The sequence below is a fragment of the Paraburkholderia sp. HD33-4 genome, assembly GCF_021390635.1.
GTDB lineage: Bacteria > Pseudomonadota > Gammaproteobacteria > Burkholderiales > Burkholderiaceae > Paraburkholderia.
This window is the reverse complement of the sequence record NZ_JAJEJS010000001.1, coordinates 4,052,576-4,071,792: the sequence shown is the minus strand read 5'-3', so window position 1 is coordinate 4,071,792 and position 19,217 is coordinate 4,052,576. Positions and strand designations below refer to the sequence as shown.

Here is a 19,217-nt window from a genome sequence, read left to right as displayed (position 1 = left end):
CCGCTTTGCCAGTAAGCTGCGGCACGAACTACACCGGATTAGCCAGAGGACACCGTTGCAAGCGCGGGACGCACACGCCAATGTTTTTTTCGTAGGGCTCATGGGGGCAGGAAAAACCACTGTGGGTCGGGCGGTTGCGCGCCGTCTCGAGCGCCCGTTCTTCGATTCCGACCATGAAATCGAGGCGCGCACGGGCGCGCGCATTCCTGTGATCTTCGAGCTCGAGGGCGAAGCGGGCTTTCGCGAACGCGAAGCGAGCGTGATCTCCGATCTGACCGGGCGCGACAATATCGTGCTCGCGACCGGCGGCGGCGCGGTGCTGCGGCCGGAAAACCGCGAAGCGCTGAAAAGCCGCGGCCTCGTGATCTATCTGCGCGCCAATCCGCATGATCTGTGGTTGCGCACACGGCGCGACAAGAATCGACCGCTGCTGCAAACGGAAGACCCCAAGGCGCGCCTCGAAGCGCTCTACGAAGTGCGCGATCCGCTATACCGCGAATGCGCGCACTTCGTGATTGAAACCGGCCGGCCGTCGGTCAACGGACTCGTCAACATGGTTCTGATGCAGCTCGAGATGGCCGGCGTCGCCAAACATCCTGCGTCATAATGGATCGTATGATTACCGTCAACGTCGAACTGGGCGAGCGCGCCTACCCCATCCATATCGGTGCCGACCTGATCGGCCAGACCGAGCTGTTCGCGCCGCACATCGCCGGCAACTCGGTCACGATCGTCACCAATTCCACCGTCGATCCGCTCTACGGCGACAAGCTGCGCGCGGCGCTCGCGCCGCTGCACAAGCAGGTGTCGACGGTCGTTCTGCCGGACGGCGAAGCGCACAAGAATCTGCAGACGCTGAACCAGATCTTCGACGCGCTGCTCGGCTCGCGCGCCGACCGCAAGACCACGCTGATCGCGCTCGGCGGCGGCGTGATCGGCGACATGACCGGGTTTGCCGCGGCCTGCTACATGCGCGGCGTGCCATTCATCCAGGTGCCGACCACGTTGCTGTCGCAGGTGGATTCGTCGGTCGGCGGCAAGACCGGCATCAATCATCCGCTCGGCAAGAACATGATCGGCGCGTTCTACCAGCCGCAGGCGGTGATCGCCGACATCGGCGCGTTGCGTACGCTGCCCGAGCGCGAACTCGCCGCAGGCATCGCCGAGGTCATCAAGACTGGCGCGATCGCCGACGCCGGTTTCTTTACCTGGATCGAGGCCAATATCGAGGCTTTGAACCGCTGCGAACCGGAAGCATTGACCGAGGCGGTCAAGCGCTCGTGCGAGATCAAGGCCTCCGTCGTGGCGCAGGACGAGCGCGAAGGTGGTCTGCGCGCGATTCTCAACTTCGGCCACACGTTCGGCCACGCGATCGAAGCCGGACTCGGCTATGGCGAGTGGCTGCACGGCGAGGCGGTCGGCTGCGGAATGGTGATGGCGGCGGATCTGTCGGTGAGGCTTGGCCATCTCGATGAAGCGTCGCGCAAGCGGCTCGTCGACGTCGTGCTTGCCGCGCATCTGCCCACTCGCGCTCCCGCGCTCGGCGCGGACCGCTACGTCGAGCTGATGCAGATCGACAAGAAGGCGGAGGCCGGCGCGATCAAGTTCATTCTGCTGAAGCGTTTCGGTGAGACACTGATCACCCGGGCGCCCGACGCCGACGTGCATGCTACGCTGGCCGCCGCCGTCTAGATCGATCACGGCCCTGCAGCCACGCTTTACGTACCACGTCACGAGGCGCCGCCCATGTTTCGGAGAACCCGGTGACCGACAGGCGCAGCGACGATATCCAGCATGACTCGACGAGCGCGCGCGCAGCCGCCGTCGACACACCGGCCGTCCCCGCGCCGACCCAGCAGGCGCTCGAAGCGCATCTCGCGCCGTACGCGGCGCATTCGAGCCAATCGCGCGGGCGTCGCTATCCGGAAACCGCGCCGAGCGCGCGCACCGAGTTTCAGCGCGACCGCGACCGCATCGTCCACTCCACCGCATTCCGGCGACTCGAATACAAGACTCAGGTATTCGTCAATCACGAGGGCGACCTGTTTCGCACTCGGCTCACCCATAGCCTCGAAGTTGCGCAGATCGCGCGCTCGGTCGCGCGCAATCTGCGCGTCAACGAAGATCTCGTCGAAGCGATTTCGCTGGCGCACGATCTCGGCCACACGCCGTTCGGCCATGCCGGGCAGGATGCGTTGAACGAATGCATGCGCGAGCATGGCGGCTTCGAGCACAACCTGCAGAGTCTTGCGGTCGTCGACGAACTTGAGGAGCACTACGGAGCTTTCAATGGCCTGAACCTGTGCTTCGAGACGCGCGAGGGCATTCTCAAGCATTGTTCGCGCGACAATGCGCGCCGGCTCGGCGAATTGGGCGAGCGGTTTCTCGAAGGGCGTCAGCCGTCGCTCGAAGCGCAGATCGCCAACGTCGCCGACGAAATCGCGTACAACAATCATGATGTCGACGACGGTCTGCGCTCCGGGCTGCTGTCACTCGAGCAGCTCGCCGAAGTAGAACTCTGGCAGACGCACTGCGAGGCGGCGCGCAGCGACTACCCGCAGATCGAAGGGCGTCGGCTGATTCACGAGACGGTGCGGCGTGTGATCAATACGCTGATCGTCGATCTGATCGAGACGACGCGGGCCAATCTCGCGCGCTATGCGCCGGCGTCACTGGACGACGTTCGCTCGGCGCCCCCGCTCGTCGCGCACAGCGATGCGGTCGCCGCGCAGGCCGCGGCGCTCAAGCGCTTTCTGTTCAGAAACATGTACCGCCACTATCGCGTGATGCGTATGGCCAACAAGGCACGCCGCGTCGTGGTCGGTCTGTTCGACGCGTTCACCGACGACCCGCGGCTGCTGCCGCCGGACTATCAGTCGACCGATGCGACGCGCCAGCCGCGTCTGATCGCGCATTACATCGCCGGGATGACCGATCGCTACGCGCTGAAGGAGTATCGGCGCCTGTTCGTGATCGACGACAACTAGGCGCTAGCGGCGGCTGGGCGTGCGGCAAGGAGTGTGACGTTCAACGTTGCCGTATCGAAGCTGCCGTCGCGTCCCCTTGCCAGCACCATCAAACCGCGCAGGCGCGCGTCACCGCGAACGCGACGCGAACAGCGCTCCCGCCACCAGCGCAAGCCCGCCGACGATCGCAATCGTCTGCCACGGATTTTCATGCACGTAGTGATCGGCGTCTGAGATCGCGACGCCCGCGCGGTCGCGCATCGCGTCGCGCGTTTCGTTCAGCCGCTCTCGCGCGGCGTCCAATTGTTTGCGCAGCCTGCCGCGCAATGCCACGGCGTCGGCCTGCGTGCCGTCGGCCAAAGTCGATTCGAGTTCCGACAGCAGGGTGCGCAACTCGACCGCGATATCTTCAGCCGCATGGCGGCTATGGCGAGCGATGCGCCGCGCACGGCGACTCGCGCTGGTCCAGGATTCGCCGAGGGCGTCTCGCGTATTTGGAAGTGCTGTCATGGTCGCTCCGTCGATGAGTTGAAAGGCTCCGCGCATCGTCGCGCGGACACGCTAAGCGCAGACGTAGTATCACGTCGCAGCGTAGGAAACGCCATCTGAACGCAACTTCGATGCCAAGCGCCGCATCGCCCGCGACGTACCATGCGCGCGGCTCGCGACAGGATGAACGTGCCCGTCTCGTCGCCCGATATTGCACACCGGCGCGCGCAATCCGCGTCAAATTTACAAACGCCGATGCCGGTTGACGCTGCCATCCCGATGCAACGGAGATGCCAAACGAAAACGCCGTCATCGGCTCGATGACGGCGTTCCCCAGGGCGCGAAAATTCGACTACCCTAATTCAAGCCACCCGCTCTCGCGAAGCGTTAGAAACGGTAACCGATGTTGACGTAGGTGACGATCGGGTTCAGCTTGATCTTGGTCTGCGATTGCACGGTCAGCGTGCCGACCGGGGTGGTCGATGCCGAACTGAGCTTCGCGGTCGTGCTGAGCGGCAGGTACGAGACCGACACGCCGGCGAACCAGTGCTGATTGAAGGAGTAATGGAAGCCCGCATTAAACACAGGTTCCCACGAACTATCCGTCGACACACTGGTCGGACCATGCAGAACGTTGGCTTCGAATGCGCTGTTGGTAATCTGCTCGCCGGTGAACCAGATGCGGCTCACACCGACACCCAGATACGGACGGAACGCAGCGGTCGGCTCGTTGAAGTAGTACTTGAACAGCAGAGTCGGGCTCCACTGTTTGGCCTCCCCGATCTTGCCGAACTGCGCAAGGCTGCCCGTGCCGGAAAGGTCGAACGTAGGGGGGACGCCAATGACGAATTCAGTCGCGATGTGGTCGGTGATGAAATAGCCGGCGGTGAAACCGATGGTGTCGGCGGAACTCAGCGAGGCGCCGGTGTTGGGTTCGGTGATGTTGGTTGGGCTACCGCCAATGCTGGTTATGGTGAGCGGGTCGCTGCTCGATTGGGGCGCCAGATGGAACCAGCCCGTCGTGACGTAAATGCTGCCGGCCGATTGTGCGTGCGCTGCCGTGCTCATGCAGGCAAGCACTGCCATCCCCGTTACGGCCTGTTTTAATTTCATATGTGCTCCTCCAAAAAAGGCCCGCTCATTATGACTACAACGTTTGAAACAAACCATACGCGGCGGTTAGAGTTTTCTCCCTAAGCGCCGCGTGGTTTCTGGCTTCGCCGTATGGCGCCGAACCTTGCGCGCATGCGGATCTTCGGACCTTCGGGTATATACCAACGCGACTATTGGACACTCCAGCATGGCACGGCTTGCACGTCTTTATGTCCCCGACCAGCCGCAGCACGTCATCCTCCGCGGGCTCGATCAGCAGCCCGCTTTCGTCGACGACCAGGACTACGAGCTTTTCATCGACTGTCTGAAGGCGGCTTCCCGGGACCATCACCTTTCCATCCACGCTTACGCCTTGATGCCGGGCGCCGTGCAACTGCTCGTCACGCCCACCGAGGAGTCGAGCCTGCCCAAGGCGATGCAGGCCGTCGGGCGGCGCTACGTCGCGCACTTCAACCGGCGCTACGCGCGTCGCGGCACTTTGTGGGAAGGCCGTTATCGGGCCACGGTGATCGAGGGTGAGCGCTACTTCCTGCTTGCGAGCCGGGTCGTCGAAATGTGTCCGGTGCGCTTGCAACTGGTCAACGCGGCCGAGGACTATCGCTGGTCGAGCTATCGTCATCACATCGGCCTCACCCTTGACAGCCTGATCACGGATCACCCCCTCTACTGGTCGCTCGGCAATACGCCATTCGAGCGACAGCGCGCCTACCGCGAACTGTGCGAGCAGCCGCTCGACGAGCGCGAGGCAAGTCAGCTCCAGCAAGCCACGTTGAAGGGCTGGGTGCTCGGCAGCGACACTTACCGCGAATGGGCTGCGCGCGCCGCGAACCGACGTGTGTCTCCTCTACCGCGCGGCCGGCCGCGCAAGGTGCGCGAGACACCGCATACGCAGTGAGGCGGCGGGAAGGCGACACCTTGGCGCGCTCGATATAGCCGCCTTAAATCCGAAGAAAGTGTTTTGCATCAATGGGCTGCATGAAGACGGCATTTCATATGCCGTTTTCTTTTGCCCCAATTTGATATGGCACCAATAAAAAATAGCCGCAATGCACCAATTTGATAATCGGGGGCGGATCATCACGTTTTATTTGCTATTTCCTTGATTCGTCGCGTATATTCCGATTTCCGACGCTTTTCATCCCGCGCAGTCCTGCTGCGAGAAGAGCGCCGTCGTGGTCGCGAAGCGCACTGCGGCAAAAAAACAATGGTTTAACGGCCTGTCCGGCCTCCTCACAGACGGTGTCCCCATGAACGACCACCAGCAACCGATTCACCCGGTTCCCGCCGCCCAAGGTCTGTACGACCCGCAAAACGAGCATGATGCCTGCGGCGTCGGCTTCGTCGCCCACATCAAGGGCCAGAAGAGTCACGAAATCATCCAGCAGGGCCTGAAGATTCTCGAGAACCTCGACCATCGGGGCGCCGTCGGCGCCGATCCGCTGATGGGCGACGGCGCGGGCATCCTGATCCAGATTCCGGACGGCTTCTATCGCGAGGAGATGGCCCGCCAGGGCGTGACGCTGCCGCCGGCCGGCGAATACGGCGTCGGCATGATCTTTCTGCCGAAGGAGCACGCGTCGCGCATCGCCTGCGAACAGGAGCTCGAGCGCACGGTGAAGGCCGAAGGTCAGGTCGTGCTCGGCTGGCGCGACGTGCCGGTCGACCACGCCATGCCGATTTCGCCGACCGTCAAGGCGAGCGAGCCGCTGATCCGCCAGATCTTCATCGGCCGCGGCAAAGACATCATGGTGACCGATGCGCTCGAGCGGAAGCTGTACATCATCCGCAAGACCGCGAGCCACCGCATCCAGGCGCTGAAGCTCAAGCACGGCAAGGAATACTTCGTGCCGTCGATGTCGGCGCGCACGGTCGTCTACAAGGGTCTGCTGCTCGCGGGCCAGGTCGGCGTGTACTACCGCGACCTGCAGGACGACCGCACCATCTCGGCGCTCGCTCTCGTGCACCAGCGCTTCTCGACCAACACGTTCCCGGCGTGGGAACTGGCTCACCCGTACCGCATGATCGCCCACAACGGCGAAATCAACACGGTGAAGGGCAACGTCAACTGGCTGAACGCGCGTACCGGCGCGATCGCCTCGCACGTGCTCGGCGACGACCTGCCGAAGCTGTGGCCGCTGATCTATCCGGGCCAATCGGATACGGCATCGTTCGACAACTGTCTCGAACTGCTGGTGATGGCCGGCTACCCGCTCGTCCACGCGATGATGATGATGATCCCGGAAGCCTGGGAACAGCACACGCTGATGGACGAGAACCGCAAGGCGTTCTACGAATACCACGCCGCGATGATGGAGCCGTGGGACGGCCCCGCCGCGATCGCGTTCACCGACGGCCGCCAGATCGGCGCGACGCTCGACCGTAACGGTCTGCGTCCGGCGCGCTACATCGTCACCGACGACGACCTCGTCATCATGGCGTCGGAAGCCGGCACGCTGCCTATTCCCGAATCGAAGATCGTCAAGAAGTGGCGTCTGCAGCCGGGCAAGATGTTCCTGATCGACATGGAGCACGGCCGCATCATCGACGACAAGGAACTGAAGGACAACCTCGCGAACGCCAAGCCGTACAAGAGCTGGATCGACGCCGTGCGCATCAAGCTCGACGAGATCGAGCCGAAGGCCGAAGACGTTGCAACGGAACGCCGCGAAGCCGCTGCGCTGCTGGATCGCCAGCAGGCGTTCGGCTATACCCAGGAAGATCTGAAGTTCCTGATGGCGCCGATGGCGCAAGCGGGCGAGGAAGCCGTGGGCTCGATGGGCAACGACTCGCCGCTCGCGGTCATGTCCAACAAGAACAAGACGCTGTACCACTACTTCAAGCAGCTGTTCGCACAGGTCACGAACCCGCCGATCGACCCGATCCGTGAAAACATGGTGATGTCGCTCGTCTCGTTCATCGGCCCGAAGCCGAACCTGCTCGACACGAACAACATCAACCCGCCGATGCGTCTCGAAGTGTCGCAGCCGGTGCTCGACTTCAAGGACATCGCGAAGATCCGCGCGATCGATCAGTACACTGGCGGCAAATTCAGCTCGTACGAGCTGAACATCTGCTATCCGGTCGCGTGGGGCAAGGAAGGCATCGAAGCGCGTCTCGCATCGCTGTGCGCGGAAGCCGTTGATGCGGTCAAGTCCGGCTACAACATGCTGATCGTGTCGGACCGCAAGACCGACCGCGACAACGTCGCGATTCCGGCACTGCTCGCCACCGCCGCGATCCACACGCATCTCGTGCAGCAGGGTCTGCGCACGAGCACGGGTCTCGTCGTCGAAACGGGTTCGGCGCGTGAAACGCACCACTTCGCGCTGCTCGCGGGCTACGGCGCGGAAGCCGTGCACCCGTACCTCGCGATGGAAACGCTGAGCCAGCTCGCGGCCGGCCTGAAGGGCGACCTGTCGGCGGAGAAGGCGGTCTACAACTTCACGAAGGCAGTCGGCAAGGGCCTGCAGAAGGTCATGTCGAAGATGGGCATTTCGACCTACATGTCGTACACCGGCGCGCAGATTTTCGAAGCGGTCGGGCTTGCCTCGGATCTGGTGTCGAAGTACTTCCACGGCACCTCGTCGAAGGTCGGCGGCATTGGTCTCTTTGACGTCGCGGAAGAAGCGATCCGTCTGCATCGCGAAGCATTCGGCGACAACCCGGTCCTCGCGAACATGCTCGACGCGGGCGGCGAGTACGCGTACCGCGTGCGCGGCGAAGAACACATGTGGACGCCGGATGCGATCGCCAAGCTGCAGCACTCGGCGCGCAGCAACTCGTACCAGACGTACAAGGAATACGCGCATCTGATCAACGATCAGACCAGGCGTCACATGACCTTCCGCGGCCTGTTCGAGTTCAAGTTCGATCCGACCAAAGCGATCCCGCTCGACGAAGTCGAACCGGCGAAGGACATCGTCAAGCGTTTCGCGACCGGCGCGATGTCGATGGGCTCGATCAGCACCGAAGCGCACGCCACGCTCGCCGTCGCGATGAACCGCATCGGCGGCAAGTCGAACACCGGTGAAGGCGGTGAAGACGCGAACCGTTATCGCAACGAACTGCGCGGCATTCCGATCAAGAACGGCGACACGATGAAGTCGGTGATCGGCGACGAAGTGATCGTCGACATTCCGCTCAAGGACGGCGATTCGCTGCGCTCGCGCATCAAGCAGGTCGCGTCGGGCCGTTTCGGCGTGACGGCGGAGTACCTCGCGTCGGCCGATCAGATCCAGATCAAGATGGCGCAGGGCGCGAAGCCGGGCGAAGGCGGTCAGCTGCCGGGCCACAAGGTGTCGGACTACATCGGCAAGCTGCGTTACTCGGTGCCGGGCGTCGGCCTGATTTCGCCGCCGCCGCACCACGACATCTACTCGATCGAAGACCTGGCGCAGCTGATTCACGATCTGAAGAACGTGAACGCATCGTCGAGCATTTCGGTCAAGCTCGTGTCGGAGTCGGGCGTCGGTACGGTTGCAGCGGGTGTCGCGAAGGCGAAGGCCGATCACGTCGTGATCGCTGGTCATGACGGTGGCACGGGTGCGTCGCCGCTGTCGTCGATCAAGCATGCGGGCACGCCGTGGGAACTGGGTCTCGCCGAAACGCAGCAGACCCTGGTGCTGAACCAGCTGCGCGGCCGTATCCGCGTGCAGGCCGACGGTCAGATGAAGACCGGCCGCGACGTCGTGATCGGCGCGCTGCTCGGCGCTGACGAATTCGGCTTCGCGACGGCGCCGCTCGTCGTCGAAGGCTGCATCATGATGCGCAAGTGCCATCTGAACACGTGCCCGGTCGGCGTCGCGACGCAAGATCCGGTGCTGCGTGCGAAGTTCCAGGGCCAGCCGGAACACGTCGTGAACTTCTTCTTCTTCGTTGCGGAAGAAGCGCGCGAAATCATGGCGCAACTCGGCATCCGCAAGTTCGACGACCTGATCGGCCGCGCGGAACTGCTCGATACGAAGAAGGGCATCGAGCACTGGAAGGCGAAGGGCCTCGACTTCTCGCGCGTGTTCTATCAGCCGCAAGTGCCGGCCGAAGTCGCGCGCAAGCACGTCGACGTGCAGGATCACGGCCTCGACCGCGCACTCGATCACACGCTGATCGAGAAGGCGAAGGCCGCGATCGAGAAGGGTGAGCACGTGTCGTTCATCCAGCCGGTGCGCAACGTGAACCGCACGGTCGGCGCAATGCTGTCGGGCACGATCGCGAAGAAGTACGGGCACGAAGGTCTCGCGGACGACGCGATCCACATCCAGCTGAAGGGCACCGCGGGTCAGAGCTTCGGCGCGTTCCTCGCGAAGGGCGTCACGCTGGATCTGGTCGGCGACGGCAACGACTACGTCGGCAAGGGTCTGTCGGGCGGCCGCATCATCATCCGTCCGACCAACGATTTCCGCGGCAAGTCGGAAGAGAACATCATCTGCGGCAACACGGTGATGTACGGCGCGATCGAAGGTGAAGCCTTCTTCCGCGGCGTGGCCGGCGAGCGTTTCTGCGTGCGTAACTCGGGCGCGACGGCGGTCGTCGAAGGCACGGGCGATCACGGTTGCGAATACATGACGGGCGGCACGGTGGTCGTGCTCGGCGAGACGGGCCGCAACTTCGCGGCCGGCATGTCGGGCGGTATCGCGTACGTGTTCGATCCGGACGGCACGTTCGCGAGCAAGTGCAACAAGTCGATGGTTTCGCTCGACCCGGTGCTGCAACAGGCCGAGCAGGAGCGCACGGTCGACCAGGGCGTGTGGCATCGCGCCACGACCGACGAAGTGCTGCTCAAGGGGCTCATCGAGCGTCACTTCCAGTTCACCGGCTCGCCGCGCGCGAAGGCGCTGCTCGAAAACTGGGACGCGGCGCGCCGTCAGTTCGTGAAAGTGTTCCCGACCGAATACAAGCGCGCGCTCGGCGAACTCGCCGCGAAGAAGGCGAACAGCGAAGTGCTCGCCGCCTGAGCTGACTTCACCGAAGCCACATTCAGACGTACCCGCCGCGTTCCGATCGATCGACGCGCGGCGGGTCCAGATTACCCCTAGATACAGATAGAGAAGAGAACCACATGGGCAAGGCAACCGGTTTTCTCGAGTTCGAACGTCGCCACGAGACGTACGAGGCTCCGCTCACGCGTGTGAAGCACTACAAGGAATTCGTCGCGGCACTGACCGACGACGAAGCGAAGATTCAAGGCGCGCGTTGCATGGACTGCGGCATTCCGTTTTGCAACAACGGCTGCCCGGTCAACAACATCATCCCGGACTTCAACGACCTGGTGTTTCGTCAGGACTGGAAGAACGCGATCGAAGTGCTGCATTCGACCAACAACTTCCCCGAGTTCACGGGCCGCATCTGCCCGGCGCCGTGCGAAGCAGCGTGCACGCTCGGCATCAACGACGACCCGGTCGGCATCAAGTCGATCGAGCACGCGATCATCGACAAAGCCTGGACCGAAGGCTGGGTCGCCCCGCAAACGCCGAAGCACAAGACCGGCAAGAAGGTCGCCGTGGTCGGCTCGGGCCCCGCGGGTCTCGCGGCTGCGCAGCAGCTCGCGCGCGCCGGTCATGACGTGACCGTGTTCGAGAAGAACGACCGCATCGGCGGCCTGCTGCGTTATGGCATCCCCGACTTCAAGCTGGAAAAGTGGCAGATCGACCGCCGCATGCGCCAGATGGAAGCCGAAGGCGTGACGTTCCGCACCAACGTGTTCATCGGCAAGCCGGACACGCTGCCGGTGCACATCGGCAACACCGCGAAGGAAACCATCACGCCGGCCGACCTGAACGAGCAGTTCGACGCGGTCGTGATCGCCGGTGGTTCGGAAACGCCGCGTGATCTGCCGGTGCCGGGCCGCGAGCTCGAAGGCGTGTACTACGCGATGGAATTCCTGCCGCAGCAGAACAAGGTCAACGCTGGCGACAAGGTGCCGAACCAGCTGGTCGCGAAGGGTAAGCACGTCGTCGTGATCGGCGGCGGCGATACCGGTTCGGACTGCGTCGGCACGTCGAACCGTCATGGCGCGAAGAGCGTCACGCAGTTCGAACTGTTGCCGCAGCCGCCGGAAGAAGAGAACAAGCCGCTCGTGTGGCCGTACTGGCCGATCAAGCTGCGCACGTCGTCGTCGCACGAGGAAGGCTGCGAGCGCGATTGGGCGGTCGCGACCAAGCGTCTCGAAGGCAAGAACGGCAAGGTCGAGAAGCTGATCGCCGCGCGCGTCGAATGGAAGGAAGGCAAGATGGTCGAAGTGCCGAACTCCGAGTTCGAAATGAAGGCCGACCTCGTGCTGCTCGCAATGGGCTTCACGCAGCCGGTGTCGCCGGTGCTCGAAGCGTTCGGCGTCGACAAGGATGCGCGCGGCAACGTGCGCGCCGCGACCGAGGGTGACAAGGCGTATTACACGTCGGTGGACAAGGTGTTCACGGCGGGCGACATGCGCCGCGGCCAGTCGCTCGTCGTGTGGGCGATCCGCGAAGGCCGTCAGTGCGCGCGTTCGGTCGACTCGTTCCTGATGGGGCATTCGGAACTGCCGCGCTAAGCGTCTTCAGCTGGTATGCGCGGGTTGTTCCAGACCGCGCACGCCGGCCACGATTTGCAGGAAGGCGTGGAGACGACAAGGCGCCCCATGAAGGGCACCTGTAGCGGTAAAGCGATGCAGTAAAAGAGAAACCGGGCTCGCCTGAAAGGGGGAGCCCGGTTTTCTTTTGCGTCGTCGCGGCGCGTTATGCTCGTCTCATTTGCGATAACGCGCGAGCGTCAGGCCATCGAGATCGATCTCCGGCTTGCGTTGCGTAATCAGATCCGCGACCACGCGCCCCGAGCCCATCGACATCGCCCAGCCCGTCGAGCCATGCCCAAGGTTCAGCCATAAGTTGTCGAGGTTGCACGGACCGAGCAGCGGCGCGCCATCGGGCGTCATCGGCCGGCGGCCGACCCAGAAATGCGCAGAAGTCGGATTGGCCGCGTGCGGGAACCAGTCGCGCAGCACCGTGAGCAAGGTTTGCAGCGCCTGTTCGCGCAGCGTCGTCTGGCGATTGCCGAGTTCGGCCGTACCCGCGATGCGCAGGTTGTTGCCGAAGCGCGTGATCGCCGTCTTCAGAGATTCGTCCATCAGCGCCGCGCGCGGCGCTTTTTCGTCGTCGGTTACGGGCAGCGTGGCCGAATAGCCCTTCACCGGATAGAGCGGCACCTTCACGCCGAGCGGCGCGAGCAGCGCCGCGCTATCGACGCCGAGCGCGACGACCACCGCGTCGGCCGGCAGTGTCTCTGCGCCGCGCTCGCTTTGAATACGCACGCCGCGCACCGTCGCGCCCTCGATATCGAGTGACGTCACCCGAGTGTCGAAGCGAAAGCTCACGCCATTGCGCTCGCAGATCGCGCGCAGCTCGCGGGTGAAGCGCGCGCAGTCGCCGGCTTCATCGTCGGGCAGATAGAGGCCGGAGAACGGCGCCTGCTGTGCCCAGCGCAAACCCGGCTCGATCTCCACGCACTGCGCGGCGCTGACTTCCCGATGCGTGATGCCCGCATCACGCAGCACCGCGAGCGCCGGCTGCGCGAGCTCGACGTCGTACTCGCTGCGAAACAGTTGCAGATAACCCTGGCTGCGGCCGTAGTCGAACGGATGACGGCCGCGGAATTCGTGCAGGCACGCGCGGCTGTAGTACGCGATGCGCTGCATCCGCTGCTTGTTCACGCGAAAGCGTTCGAGCTCGCACTCGCGCAGCCAGCGCGCGATCCAGCGCCATTGGGCCGGATCGAGTGTCGGCCGGAAGATCAGCGGCGAGGCGGGCTTGAACAGGTACTTGAGGATTTTTGCCGGCATGCCGGGCGCGGCCCACGGCGTCACGTAGCCCGGCGCGATCACGCCGGCGTTGCCGAAACTCGTGGACAGGGCGACGTCGGGTTCGCGCTCGATCACCGTCACGTCGCAGCCTTGCTGGCACAGATAGAAAGCAGTGGCGACGCCGATGACGCCGCCGCCGAGTACGATCGTTTTCATGATTGGGAACTGCGGTTTCAGACGATCTCAAGCGGCGGAGCCGGCCGCCCCGAGCACCTTGCCCTTCGTTTCCGGCAGGCACAACGCGGCGACGATCACGAGCAGATATCCCGAGCCCGCGACGATGCCCATTGCCTTCACGAGCGTCATCGTCTGCGCGAAGGTGCCGACGAGTATCGGGAAGAACGAGCCGAGTCCGCGCCCGAGGTTGTAGCAGAAGCCTTGTCCCGAGCCGCGAATCTCGTTCGGATACAGCTCCGACAGATACGCGCCGATGCCCGCGAAAATGCCCTGCACGACGATGCCGAGCGGGAAGCCGAGCGCTAGCATCATCGTGTCGGTGATCGGCAGCATCGTGTAGACCATGCCGAGCACGAACGAGCCGACCGCGAACAGCACGAACGACGCGCGCCGGCCGATCCTGTCGCATAGAATCGCGCCGACGATATAGCCGGCGAACGAACCGACGATCAGCACGATCAGATAGCCGCTCGTGTTGAACACCGACAGATGGCGCTCCGTCTTCAGATAAGTGGGCAGCCACGTCGTGATCGCGTAGTAGCCGCCGAGCATGCCGGTGCACAGCGCGCTGCCGAGCAGCGTCGTCTTCAGATGCGCGGCCGAGAAGATCTGCATGAAATGCGATGTATTGATACCGCTTTCGCGCGCGCGACGCGTCGCGAGAAAGATGTCGGGGTCGCTGACGTTGCGCCGGATATAGATGATCCATGCGGCGGGCAGCAGGCCAACCCAGAAGCACGCGCGCCACGCGTATTGTTCCGGCAGCAACGCGAAGGCCGCCCAGTAGACGATCGCCGCGGCCGCCCAGCCGAACGACCAGCTGCTTTGCACGGTGCCGACCGCCTTCGCGCGATGCTGTGGCGAGCGGATCGTCTCGGCCATCATGATCGTCACGACCGACCACTCACCGCCGAAGCCGATGCCCTGCAGCGTGCGGGTGGTCAGCAACTGCCAGAACGACTGCGTGAAGCCGGACAGGAACGTGAAGATCGCGAAGGTGGCGATCGTCCATTGCAATACACGGATGCGGCCATGGCGATCGGCGAGAATCCCGGCGAGCCAGCCGCCGATCGCCGACGATATCAGCGAGCTGGTGGCGATCATGCCGGCTTCGCTTTTGCTCATGCCCCACGTCGCGATCAGCGTCGGAATCAGGAACGAGTAGATCATGAAGTCGAACGCGTCGACGGCGTAGCCGCCGAAACCGGCGTACAGGGTGCGGCGCTCGCGCGGGGTCAGCTCGGCGAACCATTGGAGAGAAGACATATTTTGTTGTGGTCTCCAGGTTTCTTTTGCCTGCGGGGCTGGATGGGAGGGTGTCCGTATTCTACGGGGATGCGGCGTGATGAGGGCAGTTGGGGTCAAAAATGGCATCGCTGCGACAACGGCCGATAAGGCAAAGCGGCCGATAAGGCAACGCGGCCGATAAGGCAACGCAAGCGAACGGAAATAAGTGACGCAAGCATGTGGCGTGACGAAGCGGATGCGTCGCTTGCTGGTGCGCCCGTGCGACGCGATCCGCGCGACTTTCATTGGTGCTCAACCGTCCCTCTTTTTTTCTTACTAACCACTACGATGTAACGCAAAACTTATTGGTCAACGTTAAACTGCGTCTGCAGCCGGGGCTGCCCCACTTACTCCTCCAATACACCTGTCGCTCCCGATGTCCGTTACCGCGAAAAACCGTTCGCCTTTCCGCGCCCTTGCGAGCACGACCGTGCCCGTGGAGCGCGGCATGCCTGGCGAGGCGTCGGCGGCGCGGCGGCGCTTTCTGAAGGGCTCGGCGAGTGCGATGCTGGCGGCGGGCTTCGGCAGCACGCTGCTATCCGCGTGCGGCGGCAGTCTCGAAGCCGATCAGCCGGCTACGCCGCGCCTCGTGTCGGTCAGCAATTTCCGCGATGTCGGCGGCGCGGGTGCCGGCTATCTGACCGTCGACGGCAAACAGATGCGGCGCGGCGTGTTCTATCGCGCGAACGCGCTGACGCTGAGCGGCACGGACGCCGCGACGCTCGACAAGCTCGGCATCGTGTCGGTCTACGACCTGCGCACGCCCGCCGAAATCGCGCGTAGCGCCGACGTGCTGCCGAACGGCGCGACATCTTCCACACTGAACGTGCTCGGCACGAACGACTTCAGCGCGCCCCCGGTCAATTCGCCCGTCGACGCCGTCGCGTTCATGCAGGCGCAGGCGCGCGCGTATGTGACGGGCGCCCCGCAGCGAGCCGCCTATGGCGCGTTGCTGAGCGCGCTCGCCAGCGGCACGGGCGCGCAGCTATTCCATTCGAACGCGGGCAAGGATCGCGCGGGCTGGGTCGCGGCGCTGCTGCTCAGCATCGCCAACGTCCCGCTCGACGTGATCATGCAGGACTACCTGCTGAGCAACGTCTATCTCGCGCCATCAATCGCCGCGCAAACCACCACGCTGCGTGCGCAGGAAGGCGCGGCCATCGCGACGGCGAGAGCGCCGTTGTTCGACGTCGACGAAAATTATCTGCAGGCGGGCTTCGACCAGGTGCAGGCGAGCTACGGCACGATGGCGAGCTACCTGACGCAAGGCCTCGGTCTTTCCACCGCGACGGTCGACGCGCTGCGCAATCGGCTCGTGCATTGACGCGTTTCGTGGTCGCGCTCCGCAAGTCCGGCGACAGCGCAAAAAAAGTCCGCCCCAGAGGTGCGGGCGGACCGAGAAGGGCGGCATCGAGGTTGCCGGGGGCGACTATAAGGCCGCAACCCGCGCGCCAGTCGATGCGGTAAGGGCAGGTAAGTGCCCCGGTCCGCGCCTCTTTGCCTGCGAGCATACCTACGACAGCGCCGGGTTCACCGGCAATTCGATCCGTACTTCGAGCCCGCCCTGCGCGTGGTTGCGCACGAGGCAGCGTCCGCCGCGATCGTGCGCGAGCCGCGCGACGATCGCGAGCCCGAGCCCGCAATGGCCTTCGCCACCGCGCGCCGCGTCGAGCCGCACGAACGGCTTCATCGCCGCGGCGATGCGGTCGTCGGGAATGCCGGCGCCATGGTCGCGCACGCTGATCGTCCAATGACGGTCGTTGCACGTAGTTGAGATTTCCACCGGCGGCATGCCGTGTTCGAGCGCGTTGTCGACGAGGTTCGTCACGAGCCGGTCGAGCAGCGTGCGCGGCAGCGTGAACGCGGGGCCGGCGCGCAAGTCGAGCGCGAATAGCGGGGTTTCGGCGGTGTCCGCGGCGTCTGCGGTTTCAGCGGCCTCCGCGTAATCGCCCGAGGAAAACTGTTCGCGCAGAAACTCGTCGACTTCGACGGGCGGTCCGGCGTCCGCCGATTGGCCCGCGAATTCGAGGAACTGCTGGACGATGTTGGTCAGCGAATCGACGTCGCGGATCAGGCCCGCGCGCTCGTTTTCATCGACCAGCACGCTTGCGCGCAGCTTCAGGCGCGTGAGCGGCGCCTTCAGATCGTGCGCGACGCCGGCGAGCATCACCGCCTGGTCGTCGCCGGCTTCGTTCAGGCGCCGCATCATGTCGTTGAACGAGCCGATCAGATCGCGCAGCTCGCGCGGGCCCTGCACCGGCACGGGTTCGGGCCGGCCGCCCGAGCCGAACGCGCGCGACGCATCGGCGACGCGCGACAACGGCCGTTGCATCTGCCACACCGCGAACAACGACAGGATCAGCCCGGCGAGCAGCATCGAGACCGATTCGAGCAGAAAGCGCGGCGGCGGCGGAACGTCGACCGGCACGACGACCCAGTTCGATTTGCCAGGGAACAATACCCACAGTTGCGGCGGACGCAGATCGTCGACGGCGATCTGTGTGCCAGCCGGCAGGTTCTCGCGCAGATGCCGGCTCAGTTCGACCAGCATATGCTCGTGCGGCTCGCGCAGATGCACGCTGGTCGGCATGTTCCAGGTGGGCACCAGATGCACGCGCATCGCGGGCGCGAGCGCGGCGCCCTTGATCGGCTCGCCGTTGATCGCCTGCAGCACGAGCAGAATGCCGCGCGCGAAGCCGTCGATTTCATGGCGCGGCGGCTGCATCGTCACGAGCACGAACCAGCTCGCCTGAATCGCGAACAGCACCGCCGCCGACAGCAACGCCATTCTGCCGAATAGCGTGTTCAGCGGATTTCTCATGCGCTCGGGGCGGCCCCGTCCTCGAAGGGCGTGCCGTTGGCGTCGGGCACGAACACGTAGCCCTTGCCGCGCACCGTTTGCACGTAGCATGGATTCGACGGATCGTCCTCGATCACGCGGCGCAGGCGCCAGATCGGCACGTCGAGGCTACGGTCGCGGAACGCCAGATTGTCGCGATGCACGAGATCGTGAATCAGCACGCGCGACAGCACCTTGTACGGATTGTTGACGAAGATCTTCAGCAGCGCGAATTCGCTGTCGCGCAGCGGCAGCTTGGCGTCGTCGCGGGTCAGCGAGCGCGTGGCGAAGTCGAGTTCGAACGGACCGAAGCGGTAGCGCTTGCGTGCTTCGGGCGCGCTCGTGGTGGACGGCCCGCGCCGGCGCAGTACGGTCTGGATGCGCACGAGCAGTTCGCGCGGATCGAATGGCTTGGTCAGGTAGTCGTCCGCGCCGAGCGACAGGCCGACGATGCGGTCGGCCACCGTGCCGCGCGCGGTCACGAAGATCACCGGGATGTCGTCGCCGGCGGCGCGCAACGCGGTGAGCGCGCGCAGGCCGTCGGTGTTCGGCATCATGATGTCGAGCACGACGACCGACGGCCGCTCACGCTCGAGACGACGCTGCAAATGGGTGCCGTCATGCAGCACGGACGCATCGAAGCCGTTCGACTGCAGAAACTTGCAAAGCAGATCGCGTACGACCGGATCGTCGTCGACGATAAGGACCTGTGGATTCATGGCGAAATTCTAGACTGGCGCGCCCGACGCGCGACCGGGCATTTCCTTACCAACGCTTACTGTGCGCCGAGTGGCGCTGGCGGGTTCGCGCCGGGGGCGGATCAAAGAAGGTTCAGCGCTTACTTTAGCACTGCCTGATCCGGTTCTCCGCAACGACTTGCACGCGAGAACAACAGTTCGCAAGCACTCGAAAGCACTCGCAAGCGCGCGGAACGGTTCGTAACAACCGCGCGAAAGCGTGCTTTGCTTCGCCCATCGTCGGCACCCGCGCGGCGCGATGATTCGTTCCGCAGCACGTCGCGCCGCCCCGAACGAGGTCCGCTGCCTCGGACGACGGCGCGCGGCGTTCAACCGACCCCGGTGCGCAGTGCGCGCCTTCGCGAGGCCCATCATGACGATTCACAATACGCTGAGTTCCACACCTTTCTCCTCGCTGGCGAAGACGCCTGCCACGGAGAAGGCCGCCAGTTCGAACTCCAGCGGCGCCGCGGCGAAATCGCAGCCGGCCGCCGCGCTCGCACAGCCCGCGCAACCGGCAGCCGGCACTGGGCTCGTCGGCCATCTGGTCAACACGACTGCGTGAGCTGACGAGGTCCGCGTGTCTTTATCAAGAACTACTGAGCAACGGCGGCGTGCCGTGGCGTGGCTCGTTGCCGGCGCACTACTGTTGCCGCTCGGCGGCTGCGGCGTCGCGGCGCTGCCGTGCCGGGTCACCGCGGCGACCCTGAAAGTGCTGCCGGTCGTCGGCCATGCGGCGGCGACGCCGTTCGACATGTGCGCTTCCGCGATCGATTGAA

The 19,217-nt window shown here is 64.3% G+C and carries 15 protein-coding genes; 9 read left to right on the top strand and 6 right to left on the bottom strand.

Features of this window, described 5'->3' with window-relative positions; translation table 11 throughout:
- Positions 1 to 55 precede the first annotated feature (55 nt).
- The 3 genes from L0U84_RS18175 (at position 56) to L0U84_RS18165 (ending at position 2,987) form a co-directional block, all read left to right on the top strand.
- Positions 56 to 607, top strand: coding sequence for a shikimate kinase (locus L0U84_RS18175; RefSeq protein WP_233851565.1), 552 nt, complete (start codon positions 56 to 58; stop codon positions 605 to 607).
- A complete protein-coding gene (aroB, locus tag L0U84_RS18170) occupies positions 607 to 1,692 on the top strand; it encodes a 3-dehydroquinate synthase (protein WP_233851564.1) in 1,086 nt (361 codons plus the stop codon). Before L0U84_RS18175 ends, aroB begins: the two co-directional genes overlap by 1 nt.
- 71 nt (positions 1,693 to 1,763) lie before the next feature.
- Entirely contained in the window at positions 1,764 to 2,987 is a 1,224-nt protein-coding gene (locus tag L0U84_RS18165) for a deoxyguanosinetriphosphate triphosphohydrolase (protein ID WP_442794014.1), read from the top strand.
- Between the two features lie 108 nt (positions 2,988 to 3,095).
- On the opposite strand, the gene L0U84_RS18160 is transcribed toward L0U84_RS18165, so the two are convergent.
- Both L0U84_RS18160 and L0U84_RS18155 read right to left on the bottom strand, forming a co-directional pair.
- Positions 3,096 to 3,476: a DUF883 family protein gene (locus L0U84_RS18160; protein ID WP_233851563.1), complete on the bottom strand. Its 381-nt coding sequence runs from the start codon at positions 3,474 to 3,476 to the stop codon at positions 3,096 to 3,098.
- Positions 3,477 to 3,842: 366 nt separating this feature from the next.
- Positions 3,843 to 4,568, bottom strand: a complete 726-nt coding sequence (locus L0U84_RS18155) for an OmpW/AlkL family protein (protein WP_233851562.1) — start codon at positions 4,566 to 4,568, stop codon at positions 3,843 to 3,845.
- 187 nt (positions 4,569 to 4,755) lie between these two features.
- On the opposite strand from L0U84_RS18155, the gene L0U84_RS18150 reads away from it, so the two are divergent.
- The 3 genes from L0U84_RS18150 to L0U84_RS18140 all read left to right on the top strand — a co-directional run bounded on the left by L0U84_RS18150 (position 4,756) and on the right by L0U84_RS18140 (position 12,093).
- Positions 4,756 to 5,463, top strand: coding sequence for a transposase (locus L0U84_RS18150; protein WP_013090727.1), 708 nt, complete (start codon positions 4,756 to 4,758; stop codon positions 5,461 to 5,463).
- A gap of 352 nt (positions 5,464 to 5,815) precedes the next feature.
- Entirely contained in the window at positions 5,816 to 10,519 is a 4,704-nt protein-coding gene (locus L0U84_RS18145; protein WP_233851561.1) for a glutamate synthase-related protein, read from the top strand.
- Between the two features lie 104 nt (positions 10,520 to 10,623).
- Positions 10,624 to 12,093: a glutamate synthase subunit beta gene (locus tag L0U84_RS18140; RefSeq protein WP_233851560.1), complete on the top strand. Its 1,470-nt coding sequence runs from the start codon at positions 10,624 to 10,626 to the stop codon at positions 12,091 to 12,093.
- Positions 12,094 to 12,288: 195 nt separating this feature from the next.
- Here L0U84_RS18140 and L0U84_RS18135 read toward each other — a convergent pair whose 3' ends face one another.
- Both L0U84_RS18135 and L0U84_RS18130 read right to left on the bottom strand, forming a co-directional pair.
- Positions 12,289 to 13,554, bottom strand: coding sequence for a D-amino acid dehydrogenase (locus L0U84_RS18135; RefSeq protein WP_233851559.1), 1,266 nt, complete (start codon positions 13,552 to 13,554; stop codon positions 12,289 to 12,291).
- A 27-nt stretch (positions 13,555 to 13,581) separates the two neighbouring features.
- Positions 13,582 to 14,841 (bottom strand): MFS transporter, encoded by a 1,260-nt coding sequence (locus tag L0U84_RS18130; RefSeq protein ID WP_233851558.1) that lies wholly within the window; start codon positions 14,839 to 14,841, stop codon positions 13,582 to 13,584.
- 469 nt (positions 14,842 to 15,310) lie between these two features.
- On the opposite strand from L0U84_RS18130, the gene L0U84_RS18125 reads away from it, so the two are divergent.
- A complete protein-coding gene (locus L0U84_RS18125; RefSeq protein ID WP_233851557.1) occupies positions 15,311 to 16,186 on the top strand; it encodes a tyrosine-protein phosphatase in 876 nt (291 codons plus the stop codon).
- A gap of 189 nt (positions 16,187 to 16,375) precedes the next feature.
- On the opposite strand, the gene L0U84_RS18120 is transcribed toward L0U84_RS18125, so the two are convergent.
- Positions 16,376 to 17,683, bottom strand: coding sequence for an ATP-binding protein (locus tag L0U84_RS18120; RefSeq protein ID WP_233851555.1), 1,308 nt, complete (start codon positions 17,681 to 17,683; stop codon positions 16,376 to 16,378).
- Positions 17,680 to 18,420 carry a response regulator gene (locus L0U84_RS18115; RefSeq protein WP_176110122.1) on the bottom strand — a complete coding sequence of 247 codons (741 nt, stop codon included), beginning with the start codon at positions 18,418 to 18,420 and terminating at the stop codon, positions 17,680 to 17,682. Before L0U84_RS18115 ends, L0U84_RS18120 begins: the two co-directional genes overlap by 4 nt.
- Before the next feature lie 391 nt (positions 18,421 to 18,811).
- Between L0U84_RS18115 and L0U84_RS18110 the strand changes: the two genes are divergently transcribed.
- A complete protein-coding gene (locus L0U84_RS18110; protein WP_233851553.1) occupies positions 18,812 to 19,003 on the top strand; it encodes a hypothetical protein in 192 nt (63 codons plus the stop codon).
- A gap of 54 nt (positions 19,004 to 19,057) precedes the next feature.
- Positions 19,058 to 19,216, top strand: coding sequence for a DUF6726 family protein (locus L0U84_RS18105; RefSeq protein WP_233851551.1), 159 nt, complete (start codon positions 19,058 to 19,060; stop codon positions 19,214 to 19,216).
- Position 19,217: the final 1 nt, after the last annotated feature.

What these genes read in the sequence shown, in the direction of transcription:
- aroB (WP_233851564.1), top strand. Translation starts at nt 607, where the DNA reads ATGGATCGTATGATTACCGTCAACGTCGAACTGGGCGAGCGCGCCTAC.
- L0U84_RS18160 (WP_233851563.1), bottom strand. Translation starts at nt 3,476, where the DNA reads ATGACAGCACTTCCAAATACGCGAGACGCCCTCGGCGAATCCTGGACC.
- L0U84_RS18155 (WP_233851562.1), bottom strand. Translation starts at nt 4,568, where the DNA reads ATGAAATTAAAACAGGCCGTAACGGGGATGGCAGTGCTTGCCTGCATG.
- L0U84_RS18150 (WP_013090727.1), top strand. Translation starts at nt 4,756, where the DNA reads ATGGCACGGCTTGCACGTCTTTATGTCCCCGACCAGCCGCAGCACGTC.
- L0U84_RS18145 (WP_233851561.1), top strand. Translation starts at nt 5,816, where the DNA reads ATGAACGACCACCAGCAACCGATTCACCCGGTTCCCGCCGCCCAAGGT.
- L0U84_RS18140 (WP_233851560.1), top strand. Translation starts at nt 10,624, where the DNA reads ATGGGCAAGGCAACCGGTTTTCTCGAGTTCGAACGTCGCCACGAGACG.
- L0U84_RS18135 (WP_233851559.1), bottom strand. Translation starts at nt 13,554, where the DNA reads ATGAAAACGATCGTACTCGGCGGCGGCGTCATCGGCGTCGCCACTGCT.
- L0U84_RS18130 (WP_233851558.1), bottom strand. Translation starts at nt 14,841, where the DNA reads ATGTCTTCTCTCCAATGGTTCGCCGAGCTGACCCCGCGCGAGCGCCGC.
- L0U84_RS18125 (WP_233851557.1), top strand. Translation starts at nt 15,311, where the DNA reads ATGCCTGGCGAGGCGTCGGCGGCGCGGCGGCGCTTTCTGAAGGGCTCG.
- L0U84_RS18120 (WP_233851555.1), bottom strand. Translation starts at nt 17,683, where the DNA reads ATGAGAAATCCGCTGAACACGCTATTCGGCAGAATGGCGTTGCTGTCG.
- L0U84_RS18115 (WP_176110122.1), bottom strand. Translation starts at nt 18,420, where the DNA reads ATGAATCCACAGGTCCTTATCGTCGACGACGATCCGGTCGTACGCGAT.
- L0U84_RS18110 (WP_233851553.1), top strand. Translation starts at nt 18,812, where the DNA reads ATGACGATTCACAATACGCTGAGTTCCACACCTTTCTCCTCGCTGGCG.